Here is an 18,423-nt window from a genome sequence, read left to right on the forward strand (position 1 = left end):
AATCTCTACCTTCAGCTATTGAGTATTTAGGCGTTTAGTTGAAGTCTAGTCTATTGACTTAAATAGGCTTTTGTAGCGATTAATTTGCTTGTGGTCCTGTAAGTTCGGCATATTTAATAAGGAGCTCATCTTGAGACTCCTTATAGTCTGGATCAATGGCGATACAATCAATAGGACACACAGAAATACAAGTCGGTTTATCATAATGACCTACGCATTCGGTGCACAGTTCAGGATCGATTTCATAGACTTCTTCGCCCATAGTAATAGCTGAATTTGGGCATTCAGGTTCACACATGTCGCAGTTAATACAGCTATCGTCGATGAGTAGAGCCATAGTTTAACCTTATAATAGTTTAACCTTGTTGATGAGGATTACGAGTATCCTGACCTTGTGGCAAGTTACGCATTAAAATTGCTTTATCAGTACTGACTTCTGGTGGCAGTTTTAGGAATACAAAGTGCCCAGAACCTAACCCAGCTTCAACTTGTTCACCTTTACGGTTAACAAGATGGTTAATGGTTAGGTTCATATTACCCTGTGGTGTCATAATTTCTACACTATCACCAACGGAGAACTTATTTTTAACATCAATTTCGGCCAGGCCATCGGCATTACGTTTACCGGTAAACTCGCCCACAAATTGTTGAGTGTCACTAACAGAATAACCATGTTCATAATTTTGGTATTCGTCATGCACATGGCGGCGAAGGAAGCCTTCAGTATAGCCTCGATGAGCTAAGCCTTCTAAATTATGCATAAGTGTTCGGTTAAAGTCCTTACCCGCAGCGGCATCTTCAATTGCCTGACGGTATAACTGTGCAGTGCGAGCCACATAATAGAAAGACTTAGTTCGACCTTCAATTTTTAATGAGTTAATGCCCATTTTAGTCAATCGGTCGACATGCTGAATCGCACGCAAGTCTTTTGAATTCATAATATAGGTGCCGTGTTCATCTTCAAAGGCAGGCATGAGTTCACCTGGACGACCGGGCTCTTCGAGTAAGAACATTTTATCGGTAGGTGCACCTGCACCTAAGGTAGGTACTGTAATTTGTGCATCCCTTGGATTATAAATTGAAGGGCTTGATTGCAGTGCTATGATGTCACCATTGTCATCTTGCTTGGCTTCATGGGCATCATACTTCCAGCGGCAACTATTAGTGCAAGTACCTTGATTCGGATCGCGCTTATTAATATAACCAGATAATAAACAGCGACCAGAATAAGCCATACATAATGCACCGTGAACAAACACTTCAAGCTCAATATCAGGGCAACGCTGACGAATTTCTTCTATTTCATCAAGTGACAATTCTCGGGATAAAATGACTCGTTTAATGCCTTGTTGTTGCCAAAATTTAACCGATGCCCAGTTAATCGCATTAGCTTGTACTGAAAGGTGAACCACTTGTTCAGGAAATGCTTCACGTACCATCATGATTAGTCCAGGGTCAGACATGATCAGCGCATCGGGCTTCATCGCAACCACAGGTTCCATATCTTTTAGATAGGTTTTTAATTTGGCATTGTGGGGTGCAATATTACTCACAACATAAAGTTTTTTACCTAAAGAATGTGCCTCTTGAATACCACAGGCTAGGTTTTCCATCTTAAAGTCATTATTTCTAACCCGTAAACTATAGCGAGGCTGGCCAGCGTATACAGCGTCTGCACCATAAGCAAAGGCATAACGCATATTTTTAAGGGTACCGGCAGGAGACAATAGCTCTGGTTTAAACATAATTACTCTCAATCTAGCTTTAAAAACGCACCAATCGCGGGGGCAGGATCGTACTTAAGATATAACCGTGGAGCAAACATAGCCCTCTGTTATGTGAGGTAACTCTCCTTTTAAGCTTACCAACAGTGATATAGATGTATATTAAACTTGTGCTGAGGTGGTAATATAATTTTGTTAGTAAAGTTTTAACATTGTAATGATTTTGATTAGCTTAACTCGCACATTAGCCTGTATTCGGTATACAATTCTATTCTTAACGATTTTCCTTTTTTTGATGGAGACAATATGTCTACTGAACATCAACTACTAGTCAGCTTATTAAAAAAACTAAAAGACGACTCATTAGTACTTCCAACATTGCCTGAAGTGGCCATGAGAGTTCAAGAAGTGGTTTCCCGTGCTGACTCTAGTTTGAAACAAGTGGGTGATATTATTGGCCAAGATGCGGCTATTTCTGCCCGGATCATTAAAGTGGCTAATAGCGCATTATATTCAAGAGGCAACAAAGCCGAGAATATAACTGCAGCGGTAAACCGTATCGGCTTAATTCAAATTAAATCAATTACGACTTCTGTTGCAATGGAGCAGCTATTTATCTCGACTAATGAAATGGTCTGGGAAGTCATGGATGAAGTATGGAAAACATCTATTGAAGTGACAGCAGCGGCTTGTGCAATGTTAGAGATTTATAATAAGCGTAATCCAAGTAAAAAATTAGACCGCGAAACCCTTACCTTAGCGGGATTGGTACATAATATTGGTGCATTACCAATATTGTCTGAAGCAGAATTACACCCAGAGTTATTTGCCAGTATCGATCAGCTACGCGGCTTAGTACGTAAAATGCAAGGGCCTATAGGTCGAGCTGTATTGAAAAGTTGGGACTTTGCCCCTGAAGTGACTGAAGTGGTTGAACGATGGGCTGATTTACATTATTTGCCAGAGCGCGTCACCTATTTAGACTTTATTCGCTCAGCCGCTTTTTATACCGGAGAGTTGCGTGCGGGTGAAGAGTTAGAGCAGCGTCTCAGTGTTTTCGCTGATCGAGGATTACCTGTAACGCCAGAGGATTTAGGCAGTGATGTGTTTACTGATCTATATCATTCAATTAAAGAAAGTTATGAATAATTAATACTAACAATTGCGGATGATAATAATTATTTGTGCTGGTATAACGTGAATAAAACAATTTAATGACTCAGACAGTATATCTATTTAGTGTGCTCATGTTTGCTACCTTACTCGGCATTATCCTGGCTGTTGGTGGCATTTATTGTTGGCGTCTAAAACGATATTTACGCCATCTGACATACACGTTAGAACGCCAGCTACAAATGATTTCTCCCGTTGATTTTGGCCTTGCTCCCAAAGCGTTCACTCCGCTTATTACTGTGTTAACCAATTTACAGAAATCCATTCCTTTTAACGTTGAACGCGACAAGCTCACCGGTTTATCAAATCGAGTCGGTTTTAAGCGCAAAATGCTTAGTCGTATGCCGATAAAACAAGGCATGATTGTGCTAATTGATATTAAACAGTTTCGCTTTGTAAACGACTTATTCGGTTTTGTTTTTGGTGACTCTTTGTTGAAGGCCTTTGCTCATCGTGTTGAGGGTCTACCGGAAAAAGCTCAGTTTGTTGCTCGGATGAATGGCAACGAATTTTTGTTATTTTTCCCCAATAGCGTAAGCGATGAATATTTAATTGAAATAAAGCAGCTGTTGCAACAGCCATTCGAAATAGAACAACAACCGATCAGTGTTACAGTTCAGTTAGGGGTACTAGCTTTAGCGGAACATCATGGCGATGTGAGCATTATGCTGCGTCGATTAGATTTAGCGTTAAAAAAATCTAAGCTGCACCGTAATCATATCGCTTACTACGATAAAGATGACGATAAGAAACAGTATCGTGAGTTATTGATTATAAATAGTTTGCCCAAAAATTTACGGCAAAATAAACTGTTTATGGTTTATCAGCCGAAGTTAGATATTAAGGCCGGTAAGTGTGTTGAAGTTGAGGCTCTTATTCGTTGGCATCATGAAGGTTTGGGCGATGTTTCACCCAATGAGTTTATTCCTTTAGCTGAGAAAACCGGTATGATCGGAATGATCAGCGATTGGGTATTAGAGCAAGTGGTATCTCAGCAGGCTAAGTGGCGAGAGCAGGGGATTAATGTCAAAGTGGCGATTAATTTATCCAGTGCAGATTTACACAATGAGCACTTGGTTAATAATATTACCTCCACACTGCAACGTTATTTAGTTCCGGCTGAATGCTTGATGATTGAAATAACCGAAAGCACTTTGATGGAATCTGTTGAGTACGTAATCAGTACGGTAGAGGCTTTACAGGCAATAGGCATGAAAGTGGCTATTGATGATTTTGGAACCGGTCATTCTTCGCTGGCTTATTTACGCCATTTACCGGTCAATGAAGTCAAAATAGATAAGGCGTTTTTGGAAGGTTTTCAAGATGAAAAACAAGCGCAAAGTATTGTAAAAATGACCATCGCGCTGGCTAAGGAACTGGGATTTGAAGTAACAGTTGAAGGCGTTGAAACGCTCAGTATTTTACAAACGTTAACTGAGTTTGGTGTTGACCGTATTCAAGGAGATTACTTTTCTAAGCCTTGTGATGCCACTGAGTTTGCCTTTGCTTACCCAAAGCTATCCCAATTTCAGGCTTATTTATAATTAGTGATGGTACTTATTGTCACTCGCTAAAGTTATATAGCGTTAATATGACTCATTACCCTGATAACCTTAATAAAACTATTACCGATTAAACAGGCCTTAATAGTATTAAGGCATAGTCTTATTAAGCAATGCAATTAAGTCAGATGTCATCGGTGCGAGTTGTCGGTTTTTATTCATACAAACCATTTCAATATTAGCGGTCACCGCTGCTTTATTGGCATTAGGGCGCCATATCTCTTGCTTCCATATAGTGCGATATTTACTTTCAAAGCAAAATTGGGTTCTAACATCAATAATATCTGCAAATTCCACCCCGTCATGACAAATCATATCGCTTTTATATACCGCAAAACCCAAACCTTGTTCATTCCAAAGTTGTTGCAATACACTCGCCCCAATAACGTGTTCACGGGCACGTTCAAAGTACTTTAAAAAATTAGGATGATAAACCACGCCTGAAAAATCAGTGTCTTCATAATAAATTTGTACGGCAAAGTGAGCTGTATCACTCCAAATGAGCGAGTTGTGATTAGCAGGTTTGTTCATAATTTTCCTAACTGTTTTATCGTTTGTATAAAACGGTGCATTATTAGCGTGTAAGTCGAAATGAAACGATGGCAGTGTAGAGGATTTTGAACAACTTTTCAGTGAATATATTAAACATAGAATAATGGTATTTTTAGTAACCATTGCCATTATGCAAAAATCAAAGGTATAATTAAATCCATAAGATTTTTCTAATGTAAATTTAATATTGTTGAAATGGATGGTGCTCTATGGCGGACAAAATTATTGAAGTAAACACCACTATGGGTGAAGGTTGGAAAGTGACTGCCCAAATTCGTGAGCACACATTGATCATAGATCAACCCACAGCGGGTAATGAAGGGGCAAACCCATTAGAAACGTTTTTATTTTCACTTGCAGGATGTATTTCTGCCATTGCCAAAATGGTTGCGCGTGATAAAAAAGTCCATATTCGTCAGTTTGATATGCAAGTTAAAGCTGTGGTAAATACTGCAGGATTATCAGGACAGCCAACGGATGACCCAATTGGCTTTAAGCAGATTGATTTAATTGCGACGATTGATGCAGATTTAGATGAACAACAAAAGCAGGTATTTCTTGATGAAGTATGTCATCGCTGTCCGGTACACGATAATTTACTCAACCCTACTTTAGTCAGCCATATTGCTAAATAAAGTGCTTTGAATAACTTGCCGATTATCGCAGCAGTGTAAAATCTATTGGGGTATGCTGCTGACATTGATCTGTGAGCGACTTTGCCGTTAACCGTGGCACACTGATCACATGGGTTAAACAGTCATATTTACGGTTAATCGCTTTAATCAGTAAGTCAAAATCACCGTCCCCTGACAGTAAAATAACTTCATTAACGTCAGCGGACAGTTCAAGCATATCAATGGTAATCCCTACATCCCAATCACCTTTGGCTGAGCCATCACTGCGTTGTATGTAGGGTTTTGTTTTAACCGTAAAGCCGATGTATTTTAGCGCATCTTGAAACTTGACTTGACCATCATCATTTGGCGCAATTGCATAAGCAATTGCATGGGTAATCTCGCCCCTGTCAGCTAATTTTTTGTATAACTCACGGTAGTTAAAGCTGCGATCAAAAGCTTGTTTACAGGTGTAATAAACATTTTGAACATCAACAAACACAGCAATTTTATACATTAATCAACCTTTTGATACATGAGTTTAATAAAGCATTAATAGTGCATGCTACCATATTAAGCCAAACACTATTAAACTTAAGCATTATGTAAGCTTTGCCTGACGTTGTTTTTCAATCGCCTCTTCTAATTGTTTGGCCACAAAGCCAGGTGATTTGGTTGATGCTGAAATTAACCGATACATAGCGGGTATAACAAACAGGGTTACTAGAGTAGCGAATGCCATCCCAAAAAATATCACAGTACCAACCGCAATTTGAATTTAAATATTAATACCTTGGCTGGTAAGCACTAACCCAATAAACCCGCCGAATATCCCCATAGGAACAGTCAGCATAACAATTAAAGGATTAATAAAACTTTCAAATTGCGCCGTTAAAACTAAGTAGGCAATTAATAACGCTAAGCCAAATACAATGATAACGCCACTTTGAATTTCTTTAAAATCTTTGGATTCTCCAGTATATGTAATGGAGATGTCTGCGGGGATTAATTCGAAAGCGCGCTGTTCAAGAAAGCTTAACACTTCTCCTAAGGGGTAGCCTTCACCTAAGTTAGCTTTGAGGGTAATTGATTTTTGCTTATCAGCGCCTTCAAGAATAGGGCTAGTATCGGCTTCTTGTTGAAGTTCTTGGGCCATTTGAGTAATTCATGATAGTCAGACCCGCCTAATACAAACTTTACAGGTTCGCTAGATTGACCTCTAAAGCCTGGCATCATAGGCCGCACCGTGACATCTGGAATATCTTTAAGGGTTAATGAAATGAGTGCTAAAGCTTGTTTTACATGAGCATTCCTGTCTGCCCAATCTTCTGATTGCATAATAACAAAACCAGTTTGATCACCCGCTCGACCACCAAAGGCCGGTGCTTGAATACTAAATGACTTGAACGTGCCTTGACCTAATAATGGCATTAACCTTTGTTCAACTATGTCCAGATTGGTTATCATGCGGTTATAGCTTGCCCCCTCAGCAGCTTTAATAAAGGCATACAGCACAACGCGATCTTCTTGCGGCGCTAATTGTGATGGTATCAGTAACTAACTGCCACCAAGACAAGCCATAATCACGATTGGTGCAGCAAGTCGCCAGTGTATTGCCCAGGAAAGGGATATTTTGATACGTGGATAAAATAGCGTCATAAAAAAGCCATGCACTGTGGCATGGCTTGATTAAGCGTTAAGCTAATATCGAGTAAATTATTTTTCTACCGGTTCATTGGTAAATTCAAAATTTTGCTTTTTATTTGACGGTGTGACACCCATAAAATACTCATAACCTCGATCAGACAGTGACTTTTTCGCTTCTGGTTCTTTGGTTTCTTTAATGCTTGTTTGATCTGCCATTAAAGTGTATTTAGCTTTTGGTTTTTGCTTGATCTCACCTTTAGGCGATTCAGCGGCAACCCGTGGAGATTCGGTGTTATTAGTTTTTCTTAGGGTTGAACCTGATGAGTCAAAGGTGTAATTAAATACGCCGTTGCCTTCAATATTCTCAACACTTGATTTATCTTTTGATTGGTATGAAGCCAAAATGCCATGTTTACCTAATGGAATTTCATGGAAGAGTTCTTTACCAGTACCAATTTTTACACCATTAACAAACCAATCGGCAGGCACATTACTGACCAGAGTGATCATGGCTGAGCTTAAGCCTAATCGTTCATTGAGTAACTGGTCAATTTTGTTGTTATATGATGGTTTAAATTTCATCGCCACTTTGTAGTTTAAGTTGCCATTCATGTTCATGTTGGCATCGACTACTTCGTACGACAACAGGACACTTTTATCGTTCAAAAAAGGTGACTCATTACGAGTGTTAGTTAGAATAAAGCTTTTAGACTCTTTCAAACATTCAGTAATAGACTGGTACTTAGAACACTCAGTCGAACCGTTAATATTAACCGGTAGACTACTACTTGATTTTGATAAATCGCCAATCAAGCGATTAGTGATATCGGTTTTTAGCTTAAATAACTGTTTACTTTGTTCAGTACGCTTACTATTAATCGCGTTGTATTCTGCCAAAATTTCAGTGTTTTCAGCTTCTAACGCTGCCGACTCTTGAACTGAGCGAGTTTCAAGCTCATCAATCTTATTTACTGTTGATTCAATTTGCTTATAGACTTGAGGTAAATTATCTTTAGCAAGAATTTTTTTAGGTAAATCAGTGATTAACATATCATACGATAATTTTTCACTTTCAATTTTTTCAACTAACTCTTCAATATCGAAGGCTTTCTTATTATGTTGGGTAAATTTGTTATTAACTGAAATTAATAGCGCATCAATATCGAATTGATCTTCAATTTGAGTTAGACGTCTTTCTTCTTCTGGGTTGATGACTTCTAATGCAGCAAAAGAGTTGCTCGCAAATAAGCACAATAACGCAAGGCTAATTGAACCGTATCTCACTGATATCTCCGTTGAATAACTATTAGCTTATACAATCGCTGCAAAATGAAATTGTTAACAAAAATCAGCAACGCACAAAATAATCCATTAATAAGTGATAATACTTAACTTGTTAGGGGTTTACAAACAGATTATGGCGAGGATTGAGTATAAATGACAAAAAATTGACGTAATGCGTTGTGTTTCATCTCACAATTATTAAACAATAATAAAACAGGAGCCGCAGCCCCTGTTGTTAGTAACGTTGTTTTATTTTGTCATTCGCTTGTATTTTAAGCGATGCGGCTCAACAATATCAGCACCATAAGTGCTTTTCAGCCAAGTAGAATATTCAGTATAGTTACCTTCATAGAAGTTCACTTTACCTTCATCACGGTAATCTAGAATGTGGGTAGCAATACGATCTAAGAACCAACGGTCATGTGAAATGACCATGGCGCAACCTGGAAACTCTAATAACGCTTCTTCTAATGCGCGCAAGGTTTCCACATCTAAGTCATTGGTAGGCTCATCGAGTAGTAATACGTTACCACCAGCTTGAAGCAATTTAGATAGGTGCACACGGTTGCGCTCACCCCCTGATAAAGTGCCGATAATTTTTTGCTGGTCTCCACCGCGGAAGTTAAAACGACCAACATAAGCTCGGCTTGGTATCTCCATATTACCGACTTTCATAATATCCTGACCGCCGGAGATCTCTTGCCAAACGGTATTTTTATCATTCATTGAATCACGGAACTGATCTACTGAGGCTATTTGCACCGATTCACCCACAGAGATAGTGCCGCTATCAGGTTGTTCTGTACCAGATATCATTTTAAACAATGTTGACTTACCCGCGCCGTTAGCACCAATAATACCGACAATTGCGCCTTTAGGCACAGTGAAGGTTAAATCATCAATTAATACCCGATCGCCATAGGATTTAGTTAAGTTGGTAATCTCAATGACTTTATCGCCTAAGCGTGGTCCAGGTGGAATGAATAGTTCATTGGTTTCATTACGTTTTTGGTAATCGTTAGTGTTTAACTCTTCAAAGCGCGCCATACGTGCTTTGCCTTTGGATTGACGGCCTTTAGCGCCTTGACGTACCCATTCTAACTCTTTGGCGATAGTCTTTTGACGCGCACTTTCTGTGGCTGACTCTAGCTTAAGACGATCATTTTTCTGTTCCAACCAAGAAGAATAGTTACCTTCCCATGGAATACCTTCTCCGCGGTCAAGCTCTAAAATCCAACCCGCAGCGTTATCTAGGAAGTAACGGTCATGGGTAATAGCCACTACGGTACCAGTATATTCTTGTAAAAAGTGTTCCAGCCAAGCAACCGATTCAGCATCTAAATGGTTGGTTGGTTCGTCAAGTAACAGCATCTCTGGTTTTTCAAGTAATAAGCGACAAATAGCAACTCGACGACGCTCACCACCCGATAATACTTCAATTTTCTCATCCCAATCAGGCAGACGTAATGCATTGGCAGCGCGCTCTAATACATTGTCAAGATTATGTGCATCCTGGGCTTGAATAATAGCTTCTAATTCGCCTTGCTCTTTTGCTAATGCATCAAAGTCTGCATCAGGCTCAGCATATAAAGCATAAACTTCATCTAAACGAGTCAGCGCGTTTTTAGCTTCGCTTACCGCTTCTTCAACCGCTTCACGTACGGTTTGGTTTAAGTTTAATTTCGGTTCCTGTGGTAAGTAACCAATTTTAAGGCCAGGCATAGGCCGAGCTTCGCCCTCAATCTCAGTATCAAGACCAGCCATAATGCGCAGCAGTGTTGATTTACCTGAACCGTTTAAACCTAATACGCCGATTTTCGCGCCAGGGAAAAAACTTAAAGAGATGTCTTTTAAAATCTGCTTTTTAGGTGGGACAATTTTGCCCACTCTTAGCATGCTATATACAAATTGAGCCATGAGGTTCCAACATTGATTAACACAGAATAGGATGATTCTAATGGAATCTTAATCGAACTTAAATCTGATTTTGATTGTTATAAGTCGATTTTTATATCTTGTGACGTGCTAACTCGGATTTGCTAGAATTTAGTCTAAACAGCAAGCTGAACTTACAGTTATGTTTACCTGCTAAATATAAGCATTTAGAGTCGTAAAAATAGAACAGTGTTTTTGGTGACTGTTTTACGCATTTTGCAGCTTAAAAAAATGTTTAAATTGCCGAGGTGGAAAAAGTTACCGATTGTAAATTAAGGTAATTTTCAATTTCGCATGAGATTTTCTATTGTTGTTTAGTAACTAAATTCATGCTGTAAAGGCTGGGATTGTTTGCATTTGCAGAGTAGAATACCGCGCAACCCTACTAATATAAAACCTACCGTTGGAGTTACCATGCTTAAGAAAGCGATGAATATAGCGGATTACGATCCAGAACTATTTAAAGCCATTGAAGATGAAACTTGTCGCCAAGAAGAGCACATCGAGTTAATAGCATCTGAAAACTATACCAGTCCACGTGTTATGGAAGCTCAAGGTTCACAGTTAACCAATAAATATGCTGAAGGCTATCCAGGTAAGCGTTACTACGGTGGTTGCGAGTATGTTGATGTTGTTGAAACCTTAGCAATTGAACGTGCTAAAGAGTTATTTGGTGCAACTTACGCCAACGTACAACCGCATTCAGGATCACAAGCAAACAGTGCAGTATTTATGGCGTTGTTGAAGCCTGGCGACACTGTACTTGGTATGAATTTAGCTCACGGCGGTCATTTAACCCACGGTTCACCAGTTAACTTTTCCGGTAAATTATATAACATCATTCCTTATGGTATTGATGAATCGGGCAAAATCGATTATGACGAAATGGAACGTTTAGCGGTAGAGCATAAACCCAAGATGATGATTGGTGGCTTCTCTGCTTATTCTGGTATTGTTGACTGGGCCAGAATGCGTGAAATAGCGGATAAAATTGGCGCATACTTTTTTGTGGATATGGCGCACGTTGCGGGCCTTATTGCTGCAGGTGTTTATCCAACTCCAGTACCTCATGCACATGTTGTTACTTCTACAACGCATAAAACATTAGCTGGCCCACGTGGCGGTATCATTATTTCTGCAGCTAATGATGAAGACTTATACAAAAAATTAAACTCTGCAGTGTTTCCTGGTGGCCAAGGCGGCCCATTAATGCATGTTATTGCTGGTAAAGCGGTTGCGTTTAAAGAAGCACTAGAGCCTGAGTTTAAAGTTTACCAACAACAAGTTGTTAAAAATGCTAAAGCAATGGTTGAAGTATTTTTAGCGCGCGGATACAAAATTGTTTCTGGCGGTACTGAAAACCACTTAATGCTTGTTGATTTAATCGGTCGCGATTTAACCGGTAAAGAAGCTGATGCAGCGTTAGGTAGTGCCAATATCACTGTTAATAAAAACTCAGTACCTGATGATCCACGTTCACCATTTGTCACTTCAGGTGTTCGTATTGGTACCCCAGCTATTACTCGCCGTGGCTTTAAAGAAGCTGAAGCGAAGCAATTAACGGGTTGGATTTGTGACATTTTAGATGACGCACAAAACCAAACTGTGATTGATAGCGTAAAAGGTCAAGTGTTGGCCTTATGCGCTAAGTTCCCTGTTTACGGATAATTCCTGCTGCACGGAATATCCTTTCATCACTAATGCTATCCCTAAAGGTTAGCTTAACCTTGATGAGTAAATAGGATAAACTTTAATGGCCACTAATTTTAGTGGCCATTTTATTTTCGGAGGTTCAATGCATTGTCCATTTTGTAGCGCGACTGATACTAAAGTTATCGATTCACGTTTAGTGGCAGATGGCCACCAAGTTCGCCGTCGCCGTGAATGCACTGAATGCCATGAACGTTTTACAACCTTTGAAGGTGCAGAGCTAGTCATGCCTAGGGTGATAAAACGTGATGGCAGCCGCCAACCTTTTGATGAAGAAAAACTTCGCGGTGGTATGTTACGTGCGGTGGAAAAGCGTCCAGTATCTATGGATGAAATCGAACAAGCAATTACTAAAATTAAGTCCACATTACGCGCGACAGGTGAGCGTGAAATTGATTCTGAGATGATAGGTAATTTAATGATGGATCAATTAATGAGCCTAGATAAAGTCGCTTATATTCGATTTGCCTCTGTTTATCGTGCTTTTGAAGATGTGTCACAATTTGGCGAAGCGATTGCTAAATTGCAAAAATAAACTTCCCCTAGGACTTGAGTAACTTTTTATGACTAGCTTTAGTGTATTTGATACCCAAATGATGGGTCGTGCGATCCAGCTGGCGCGAAAAGGTCTTTATACTACGCGCCCCAATCCATCTGTTGGCTGCGTACTTGTCCAAGACTCAATTATTATTGGTGAAGGTTATCATCAAGTTGCGGGTCAAGGACATGCTGAGGTCAATGCATTGGCTGATGCCGCTAAACAAGGACATTCTACCGTTGGTGCTACAGCCTATGTGACTTTAGAGCCTTGTAGTCATTATGGACGTACTCCGCCCTGCGCTTTAGGGTTAATTAATGCCCAGGTTGCTAGAGTCGTTATTGCAGTGAAAGACGCTAACCCTCAAGTAGCCGATAACGGTATTGCCATGTTGCAAGATGCAGGTATTCAAGTTGAGGTTGGTTTATTAGCCGCTGAAGCTTTGACGTTAAACCTAGGGTTTATGAAGCGGATGAAAACCGGTTTGCCATGGGTTACGGTGAAAGTTGCCGCCAGTTTAGATGGCAAAACTGCCTTGTCTAATGGTGTTTCTAAATGGATTACCGGTCCCGCAGCAAGACAAGATGTGCAACGAATGCGTGCCCGCCATTGCGCGTTAATCACGGGCGTTGAAACTATTATTGCAGATGATCCTAGCTTAAATGTGCGTTATGAAGAACTTGGCAGCTTGAAAAGTTCGCTTTCACCCACATCTCTACAGCAGCCATTAAGAGTCGTGTTAGATTCCCAAGCCCGATTAACCGCAGATTTTATGCTATTCAGTATTGAAACACCGATTCTATTAGTTTCAACCTGTGGCTACTCTGATGCTGTACAAGCACTTTTTCCTAACCATGTTAGTTTGCTGCAGGTAAAAGCAAATAGTGCAGGGCGTGTGTGTCTTAATATCTTGTTGAAATATTTGGGCGAAAGTTGTAACTCAGTGGTGGTTGAGGCGGGTGCGACACTTTCTGGCAGTTTTATTGAGCATAATCTGGTCGATGAACTGGTTTTATACCAAGCGCCTAAGTTATTAGGCAGTGAAGGGCGCAACATGCTGAGCTTAACTGATTATCAATCAATGGATCAAATACCTAAAATAGTATTAAAAGATCAACGAAATGTCGGCCAAGACACACGATTTGTATTTGGTTTAAGCTAAAATATCTCATCATTAATGTTCAATTCTGTTGGGCAGAAATAGGAAAAGTGACTCTCTATGTTTACAGGCATTATTGAAGCCCTAGGCACCTTGCGCAAAATTGAGCGCAAAGGTAACGATATTCGGTTAACTGTGGCTAGCGGTAAACTCGATTTATCCGATGTAAAATTAGGCGACAGCATTGCCACAAACGGCGTCTGTTTGACCGTAGTACAATGTTTAGCTGATGGCTATGTTGCCGATGTTTCTGCTGAAACGGTTACTTTAACAGGATTTGCACATTACCAGGTTGGCCAGAAAGTTAACTTAGAAAAGGCAGTGACAGCAACAACACGTTTAGGTGGTCATATGGTCAGCGGCCATGTTGACGGTATCGCTAAAGTTGATGGGCGTCAGTATCGCGGACAAGCGATTGAGTTTTGGTTGTCAGCTCCTGCTGATTTAGCTAAATACATTGCGCACAAAGGTTCAATTACCATAGATGGTGTGAGCTTGACCGTAAATGAGGTTAAAGGTCATCAATTTAGACTTACTATTGTGCCGCACACGGCAAGCGAAACGACCTTAACCGAATTAAAAGCAGGCGCTAACGTAAATATTGAAGTGGACTTAATTGCCCGATATCTTGAACGATTAATGCAGCCGCAGGATGAACAGCAACCTAAATCAGGTGTCACTCTGTCTATGTTAGCCAATGCTGGCTATATGAAATAGTCCGTTGAATTTTATCAGAAAGTGCTTTGAGCTTTATAAGAACCTATTCTACGCTTTATAGAACAGTATTTTGACTCATGTTTTTGCTTTGAATATATTGAGCTGAGCATAAATAATCACCCTAAATAACAAATAAAGGTCCCTACATGGCTTTACACAGTATAGAAGAAATCATCGAAGACATTCGTCTCGGTAAAATGGTTATCTTAATGGATGACGAAGACCGTGAAAATGAAGGCGATCTGATCATGGCAGCCGATTGTGTCACGCCTGAGGCCATCAATTTTATGGCCACTTTCGGCCGTGGCCTAATTTGTCAAACAATGACAAAAGCACGCTGTCAGCAGTTAAATTTGCCTTTAATGGTGACCAACAATAACGCTCAATTCTCAACTAATTTTACCGTATCTATTGAAGCGGCTGAAGGTGTTACCACAGGGATATCTGCCCACGACAGAGCTGTAACTGTAAAAGCTGCTGTGGCCAAAAACGCCAAAGCATCAGATTTAGTTCAACCAGGGCATATTTTTCCTTTGATGGCACAGGATGGTGGCGTATTGATCCGCGCAGGTCATACTGAAGCGGGTTGTGATTTAGCCCGTCTTGCCGGTTTTGAGCCGTCAGGTGTTATTGTTGAAATTTTGAATGAAGACGGCACTATGGCTCGCTGTCCTGATTTAGAAGTATTTAGTGAGAAGCACGGTATTAAAATTGGCACAATTGCCGATTTAATTGAGTATCGTAATAACAAAGAAACCACCGTTGTACGTGAAGCAAAATGTAAATTACCTACTCGTTTTGGCGAGTTCGACATGGTGACATTTAGAGACACTATCGATAACCAACTCCATTATGCTTTGATCAAAGGCAATGTGGGTGATAACACACTCGTACGTGTCCATTTACAAAATACTTTCAATGATTTATTGCATTCAGAACGCGATCAAAAACGCAGTTGGCCGCTTGAAAAAGCGATGGCGCGAATCGCCGAGCAAGGTGGTGTATTAGTGTTACTTGGAAATCAAGAACACACCAGCAGCATGCTTGCTAAAGTGAAGTCATTTGAAGCTGAGGATAATGGTCAAGCAATGGCCCCAGCTCCGTGGCAAGGTACGTCACGTCGTGTTGGAGTCGGGTCACAAATTTTATCAAGCCTTGGCGTCACCAGTATGCGCTTGTTGAGTTCGCCTAAGCAGTATCATTCTTTGTCGGGTTTCGGCTTGGAAGTAACTGAATATATTTCGGAATAAATTGTTAATAAATTCAATTTAAAATTTTCAATAATTGCATTGCGCTCAGAGTGGTCGGCTGTGTTATCATACCGCCTCTTTCGCCCAGGCTGGGTGCTTTAGCTAAATTAGGTAAGATAAAAATGAACATAGTTCAAGGTAATATCGAAGCGAAAAATGCAAAAGTGGCGATCGTAGTATCGCGTTTCAATAGCTTTGTTGTTGAAAGTCTGCTTAGTGGCGCACTAGATACTTTAAAACGTTTTGGCCAGGTTCCAGATGAAAACATTACTGTTGTGCGCGTACCTGGCGCCGTGGAATTACCACTAGCTGCTCGTCGAGTTGCTGCAAGTGGAAAGTTTGATGGCATTATCTCACTTGGTGCTGTGATCCGCGGTGGAACACCTCATTTTGATATGGTTGCCGGTGAATGTAATAAGGGACTTGCTCAAGTAGCATTAGAGTACGACATCCCCGTTTCTTTTGGTGTGTTAACAACTGATACCATTGAGCAAGCTATTGAGCGCTCAGGTACAAAAGCGGGCAATAAAGGCGGCGAAGCTGCATTAAGCTTGCTTGAAATGGTTAACGTGCTTCAAGAGTTAGAAAAACAGTTGGTATAGTAGGAAATTTAATGAAGCCTTCAGAGCGCCGCAAGGCACGCCGTTTAGCCGTTCAAGCTATTTATTCATGGCAGCTAACAGACAACAATGTTGCTGATGTTGAACATGAGTTTTTAACCGAACAAAGTTTAGACGGTGTTGATGTTGCTTATTTTCGTGAGCTTTTAGCGGGCGTTACAGCTAAAGTCGCTCAGATAGATGAATTACTAAAACCACACTTAGACCGTGATTTTAGTGAAGTATCACCGGTTGAAAAAGCCATAGTACGTTTAGCAACATTTGAGCTGACCTTCAAAAAAGATGTCCCTTTTAAGGTCGCCATCAATGAAGGTATCGAACTTGCTAAAGCTTTTGGAGCTGATGATAGTCACAAGTTCGTCAACGGTTTGTTAGATAAAATCGTTAGAAATAAGTAATCCTAGAAACGGTATCTTCGGATACCGTTTTTTTTGTATTAACATGCTTAAAAATAAGGTGGGCGGGTTTTTCCGACCAGTGCTAGCGTGAAAGAATTCCAACTTATTGAACAATTTTTTAAAAACCGTGGACAAAAGCGTCGTGATGTCATCTTAGGTATTGGCGATGATTGTGCTTTGGTACAACCCGCCGAAGGTAAGGTGATTGCTATTTCATGCGATACCTTAGTTGAAGGTGTGCATTTTTTTGCTGATATGCCAGCACATGCTCTTGGCTATAAATCACTGGCAGTGAATTTGTCTGATTTAGCTGCCATGGGAGCTGAGCCTGCCTGGATGACATTAGCGCTATCTTTACCTGAGGTCGATACCCAATGGATTGCTGATTTTAGTAATGGATTATTTGAAATCGCAGACTACTATAGTGTCGCTTTAGTGGGGGGCGATACCACTCGAGGACCCCGCTGTATAAACCTGACCATTAATGGGCAAATTCCTAAAGGTAAATCGTTAAAGCGCAGCGGTGCAAAAGTCGGTGACTGGATATATGTGACCGGAACTTTAGGGGATTCAGCCCTTGGACTCGATATGCTGCGGGGAGTGCAAGCGGTTAAGCCAGAGTATAAAGAATATTTACTGAACCGACATTATTATCCCACCCCAAGGGTGCTAGCAGGACAAGCGTTACGTGGTCTTGCATCTAGTGCGATTGATTTATCTGACGGTTTAGTCTCAGATCTGTCCCATATTCTTAAAGCATCTAATGTAGGTGCGACTATTAATGCTAATGCAATTCCATTGTCTAGCTCACTAAAAAACAGCGTGACAGCTGAACAAGCTCTAGCCTATGCTCTAACTGGGGGTGAAGATTATGAGCTATTATTCACTGTACCCGAGTCACAGCGTGGCGCAATAGATACCGCCTTAATTCATTCGGGGGTGAAGTTTGTTAACGTTGGTCAGATTTGTTCTGGTGATAAAGTCAAATTCACTTTAGACGGCCAGCCCTTCATGCCAGAGTTTAAAGGTTTCGAGCATTTTTAATGAAGTTATTCTCTCAAGACCCGGCGGTGAAACGTTTACGTCTATCTAATCCTATTCACTTCCTTGCACTGGGTTTTGGCAGCGGCTTAGCGGCTAAAGCCCCTGGCACCTTCGGCACTATTGCAGCCATACCTTTATATCTATTAATGAGTCACTTAAGTCTGCCAGTATATTTAGCTTTGACGCTATTAATCGTGCTGGTGGGGTTTTATATTTGCGATAAGGCAGCAAGTGATATGCAAGTGCATGATCATGGAGCTATTGTGTGGGATGAAGTGGCAGGTTTACTTATCACGTTAATTGCAGCTCCAGCAGGATGGATATGGTTATTAGTCGGTTTTGGTTTTTTCCGGTTCTTTGACATCCTCAAACCCTGGCCAATCAGGTGGTTAGATGCCAAAGTACATGGCGGCTTTGGCATTATGATTGATGATATTTTAGCAGGTGTTTTTGCATTTATGTGTTTGCAGGCATGTGCTTATTTTTTCGGATAATA

General features: G+C 40.5%; 18 protein-coding genes and 1 pseudogene. 12 read left to right on the forward strand and 7 right to left on the reverse strand.

The annotated features are described in order from the left end of the window. Positions 1–79 precede the first annotated feature (79 nt). Positions 80–337, reverse strand: a complete 258-nt coding sequence (locus ACRWP9_RS07425; protein WP_226410683.1) for a YfhL family 4Fe-4S dicluster ferredoxin — start codon at positions 335–337, stop codon at positions 80–82. A gap of 19 nt (positions 338–356) precedes the next feature. Further along, positions 357–1,745 (reverse strand): tRNA 5-hydroxyuridine modification protein YegQ, encoded by a 1,389-nt coding sequence (gene yegQ / locus ACRWP9_RS07430; RefSeq protein ID WP_434928579.1) that lies wholly within the window; start codon positions 1,743–1,745, stop codon positions 357–359. Positions 1,746–2,030: 285 nt separating this feature from the next. Here yegQ and ACRWP9_RS07435 point away from each other — a divergent pair, with 285 nt between their 5' ends. Both ACRWP9_RS07435 and ACRWP9_RS07440 read left to right on the forward strand, forming a co-directional pair. Further along, positions 2,031–2,873, forward strand: coding sequence for an HDOD domain-containing protein (locus tag ACRWP9_RS07435; protein ID WP_434928580.1), 843 nt, complete (start codon positions 2,031–2,033; stop codon positions 2,871–2,873). A 65-nt stretch (positions 2,874–2,938) separates the two neighbouring features. Beyond that, positions 2,939–4,441, forward strand: a complete 1,503-nt coding sequence (locus ACRWP9_RS07440; RefSeq protein WP_434928581.1) for a putative bifunctional diguanylate cyclase/phosphodiesterase — start codon at positions 2,939–2,941, stop codon at positions 4,439–4,441. 108 nt (positions 4,442–4,549) lie between these two features. On the opposite strand, the gene ACRWP9_RS07445 is transcribed toward ACRWP9_RS07440, so the two are convergent. Continuing rightward, on the reverse strand, positions 4,550–4,990 hold the full coding sequence (locus ACRWP9_RS07445; protein ID WP_434928582.1) for a thioesterase family protein: 441 nt from the start codon (positions 4,988–4,990) through the stop codon (positions 4,550–4,552). A 230-nt stretch (positions 4,991–5,220) separates the two neighbouring features. Between ACRWP9_RS07445 and ACRWP9_RS07450 the strand changes: the two genes are divergently transcribed. After that, on the forward strand, positions 5,221–5,646 hold the full coding sequence (locus tag ACRWP9_RS07450) for an OsmC family protein (protein ID WP_434928583.1): 426 nt from the start codon (positions 5,221–5,223) through the stop codon (positions 5,644–5,646). 22 nt (positions 5,647–5,668) lie between these two features. Here ACRWP9_RS07450 and ACRWP9_RS07455 read toward each other — a convergent pair whose 3' ends face one another. The 4 genes and pseudogenes from ACRWP9_RS07455 to ettA form a co-directional block, all read right to left on the reverse strand. Beyond that, positions 5,669–6,142, reverse strand: coding sequence for an NYN domain-containing protein (locus ACRWP9_RS07455; RefSeq protein ID WP_434928584.1), 474 nt, complete (start codon positions 6,140–6,142; stop codon positions 5,669–5,671). An 84-nt stretch (positions 6,143–6,226) separates the two neighbouring features. After that, positions 6,227–7,260 (reverse strand): annotated as a pseudogene (locus ACRWP9_RS07460) (efflux RND transporter permease subunit); the annotation flags it as partial. Positions 7,261–7,341: 81 nt separating this feature from the next. After that, positions 7,342–8,556 carry a hypothetical protein gene (locus tag ACRWP9_RS07465; RefSeq protein WP_434928585.1) on the reverse strand — a complete coding sequence of 405 codons (1,215 nt, stop codon included), beginning with the start codon at positions 8,554–8,556 and terminating at the stop codon, positions 7,342–7,344. A 249-nt stretch (positions 8,557–8,805) separates the two neighbouring features. Further along, positions 8,806–10,473, reverse strand: a complete 1,668-nt coding sequence (gene ettA / locus ACRWP9_RS07470) for an energy-dependent translational throttle protein EttA (RefSeq protein ID WP_226410674.1) — start codon at positions 10,471–10,473, stop codon at positions 8,806–8,808. Between the two features lie 432 nt (positions 10,474–10,905). On the opposite strand from ettA, the gene glyA reads away from it, so the two are divergent. The 9 genes from glyA to ACRWP9_RS07515 all read left to right on the forward strand — a co-directional run bounded on the left by glyA (position 10,906) and on the right by ACRWP9_RS07515 (position 18,421). Next, on the forward strand, positions 10,906–12,159 hold the full coding sequence (glyA, locus tag ACRWP9_RS07475) for a serine hydroxymethyltransferase (protein ID WP_226410673.1): 1,254 nt from the start codon (positions 10,906–10,908) through the stop codon (positions 12,157–12,159). A gap of 127 nt (positions 12,160–12,286) precedes the next feature. Next, positions 12,287–12,736, forward strand: a complete 450-nt coding sequence (gene nrdR, locus ACRWP9_RS07480) for a transcriptional regulator NrdR (protein ID WP_188840605.1) — start codon at positions 12,287–12,289, stop codon at positions 12,734–12,736. Between the two features lie 28 nt (positions 12,737–12,764). Then, positions 12,765–13,901, forward strand: a complete 1,137-nt coding sequence (gene ribD / locus ACRWP9_RS07485) for a bifunctional diaminohydroxyphosphoribosylaminopyrimidine deaminase/5-amino-6-(5-phosphoribosylamino)uracil reductase RibD (protein ID WP_434928586.1) — start codon at positions 12,765–12,767, stop codon at positions 13,899–13,901. A 57-nt stretch (positions 13,902–13,958) separates the two neighbouring features. Then, on the forward strand, positions 13,959–14,615 hold the full coding sequence (locus ACRWP9_RS07490) for a riboflavin synthase (RefSeq protein WP_226410671.1): 657 nt from the start codon (positions 13,959–13,961) through the stop codon (positions 14,613–14,615). Positions 14,616–14,761: 146 nt separating this feature from the next. Then, complete coding sequence (gene ribBA / locus ACRWP9_RS07495) at positions 14,762–15,865, forward strand: bifunctional 3,4-dihydroxy-2-butanone-4-phosphate synthase/GTP cyclohydrolase II (protein WP_226410670.1); 1,104 nt, start codon at positions 14,762–14,764, stop codon at positions 15,863–15,865. Positions 15,866–15,987: 122 nt separating this feature from the next. Next, entirely contained in the window at positions 15,988–16,467 is a 480-nt protein-coding gene (gene ribH / locus ACRWP9_RS07500; RefSeq protein WP_226410669.1) for a 6,7-dimethyl-8-ribityllumazine synthase, read from the forward strand. An 11-nt stretch (positions 16,468–16,478) separates the two neighbouring features. Continuing rightward, complete coding sequence (nusB, locus tag ACRWP9_RS07505; RefSeq protein ID WP_226410668.1) at positions 16,479–16,883, forward strand: transcription antitermination factor NusB; 405 nt, start codon at positions 16,479–16,481, stop codon at positions 16,881–16,883. A gap of 87 nt (positions 16,884–16,970) precedes the next feature. Continuing rightward, complete coding sequence (gene thiL / locus ACRWP9_RS07510; protein ID WP_434928587.1) at positions 16,971–17,927, forward strand: thiamine-phosphate kinase; 957 nt, start codon at positions 16,971–16,973, stop codon at positions 17,925–17,927. After that, on the forward strand, positions 17,927–18,421 hold the full coding sequence (locus ACRWP9_RS07515) for a phosphatidylglycerophosphatase A family protein (protein ID WP_434928588.1): 495 nt from the start codon (positions 17,927–17,929) through the stop codon (positions 18,419–18,421). The genes thiL and ACRWP9_RS07515 overlap by 1 nt, the downstream gene beginning before the upstream one ends. The last annotated feature ends 2 nt before the right edge of the window (positions 18,422–18,423 follow it).

The organism is Shewanella sp. HL-SH2 (assembly GCF_051164935.1).
GTDB classification, from domain to species: Bacteria; Pseudomonadota; Gammaproteobacteria; order Enterobacterales; family Shewanellaceae; genus Shewanella; species Shewanella glacialimarina.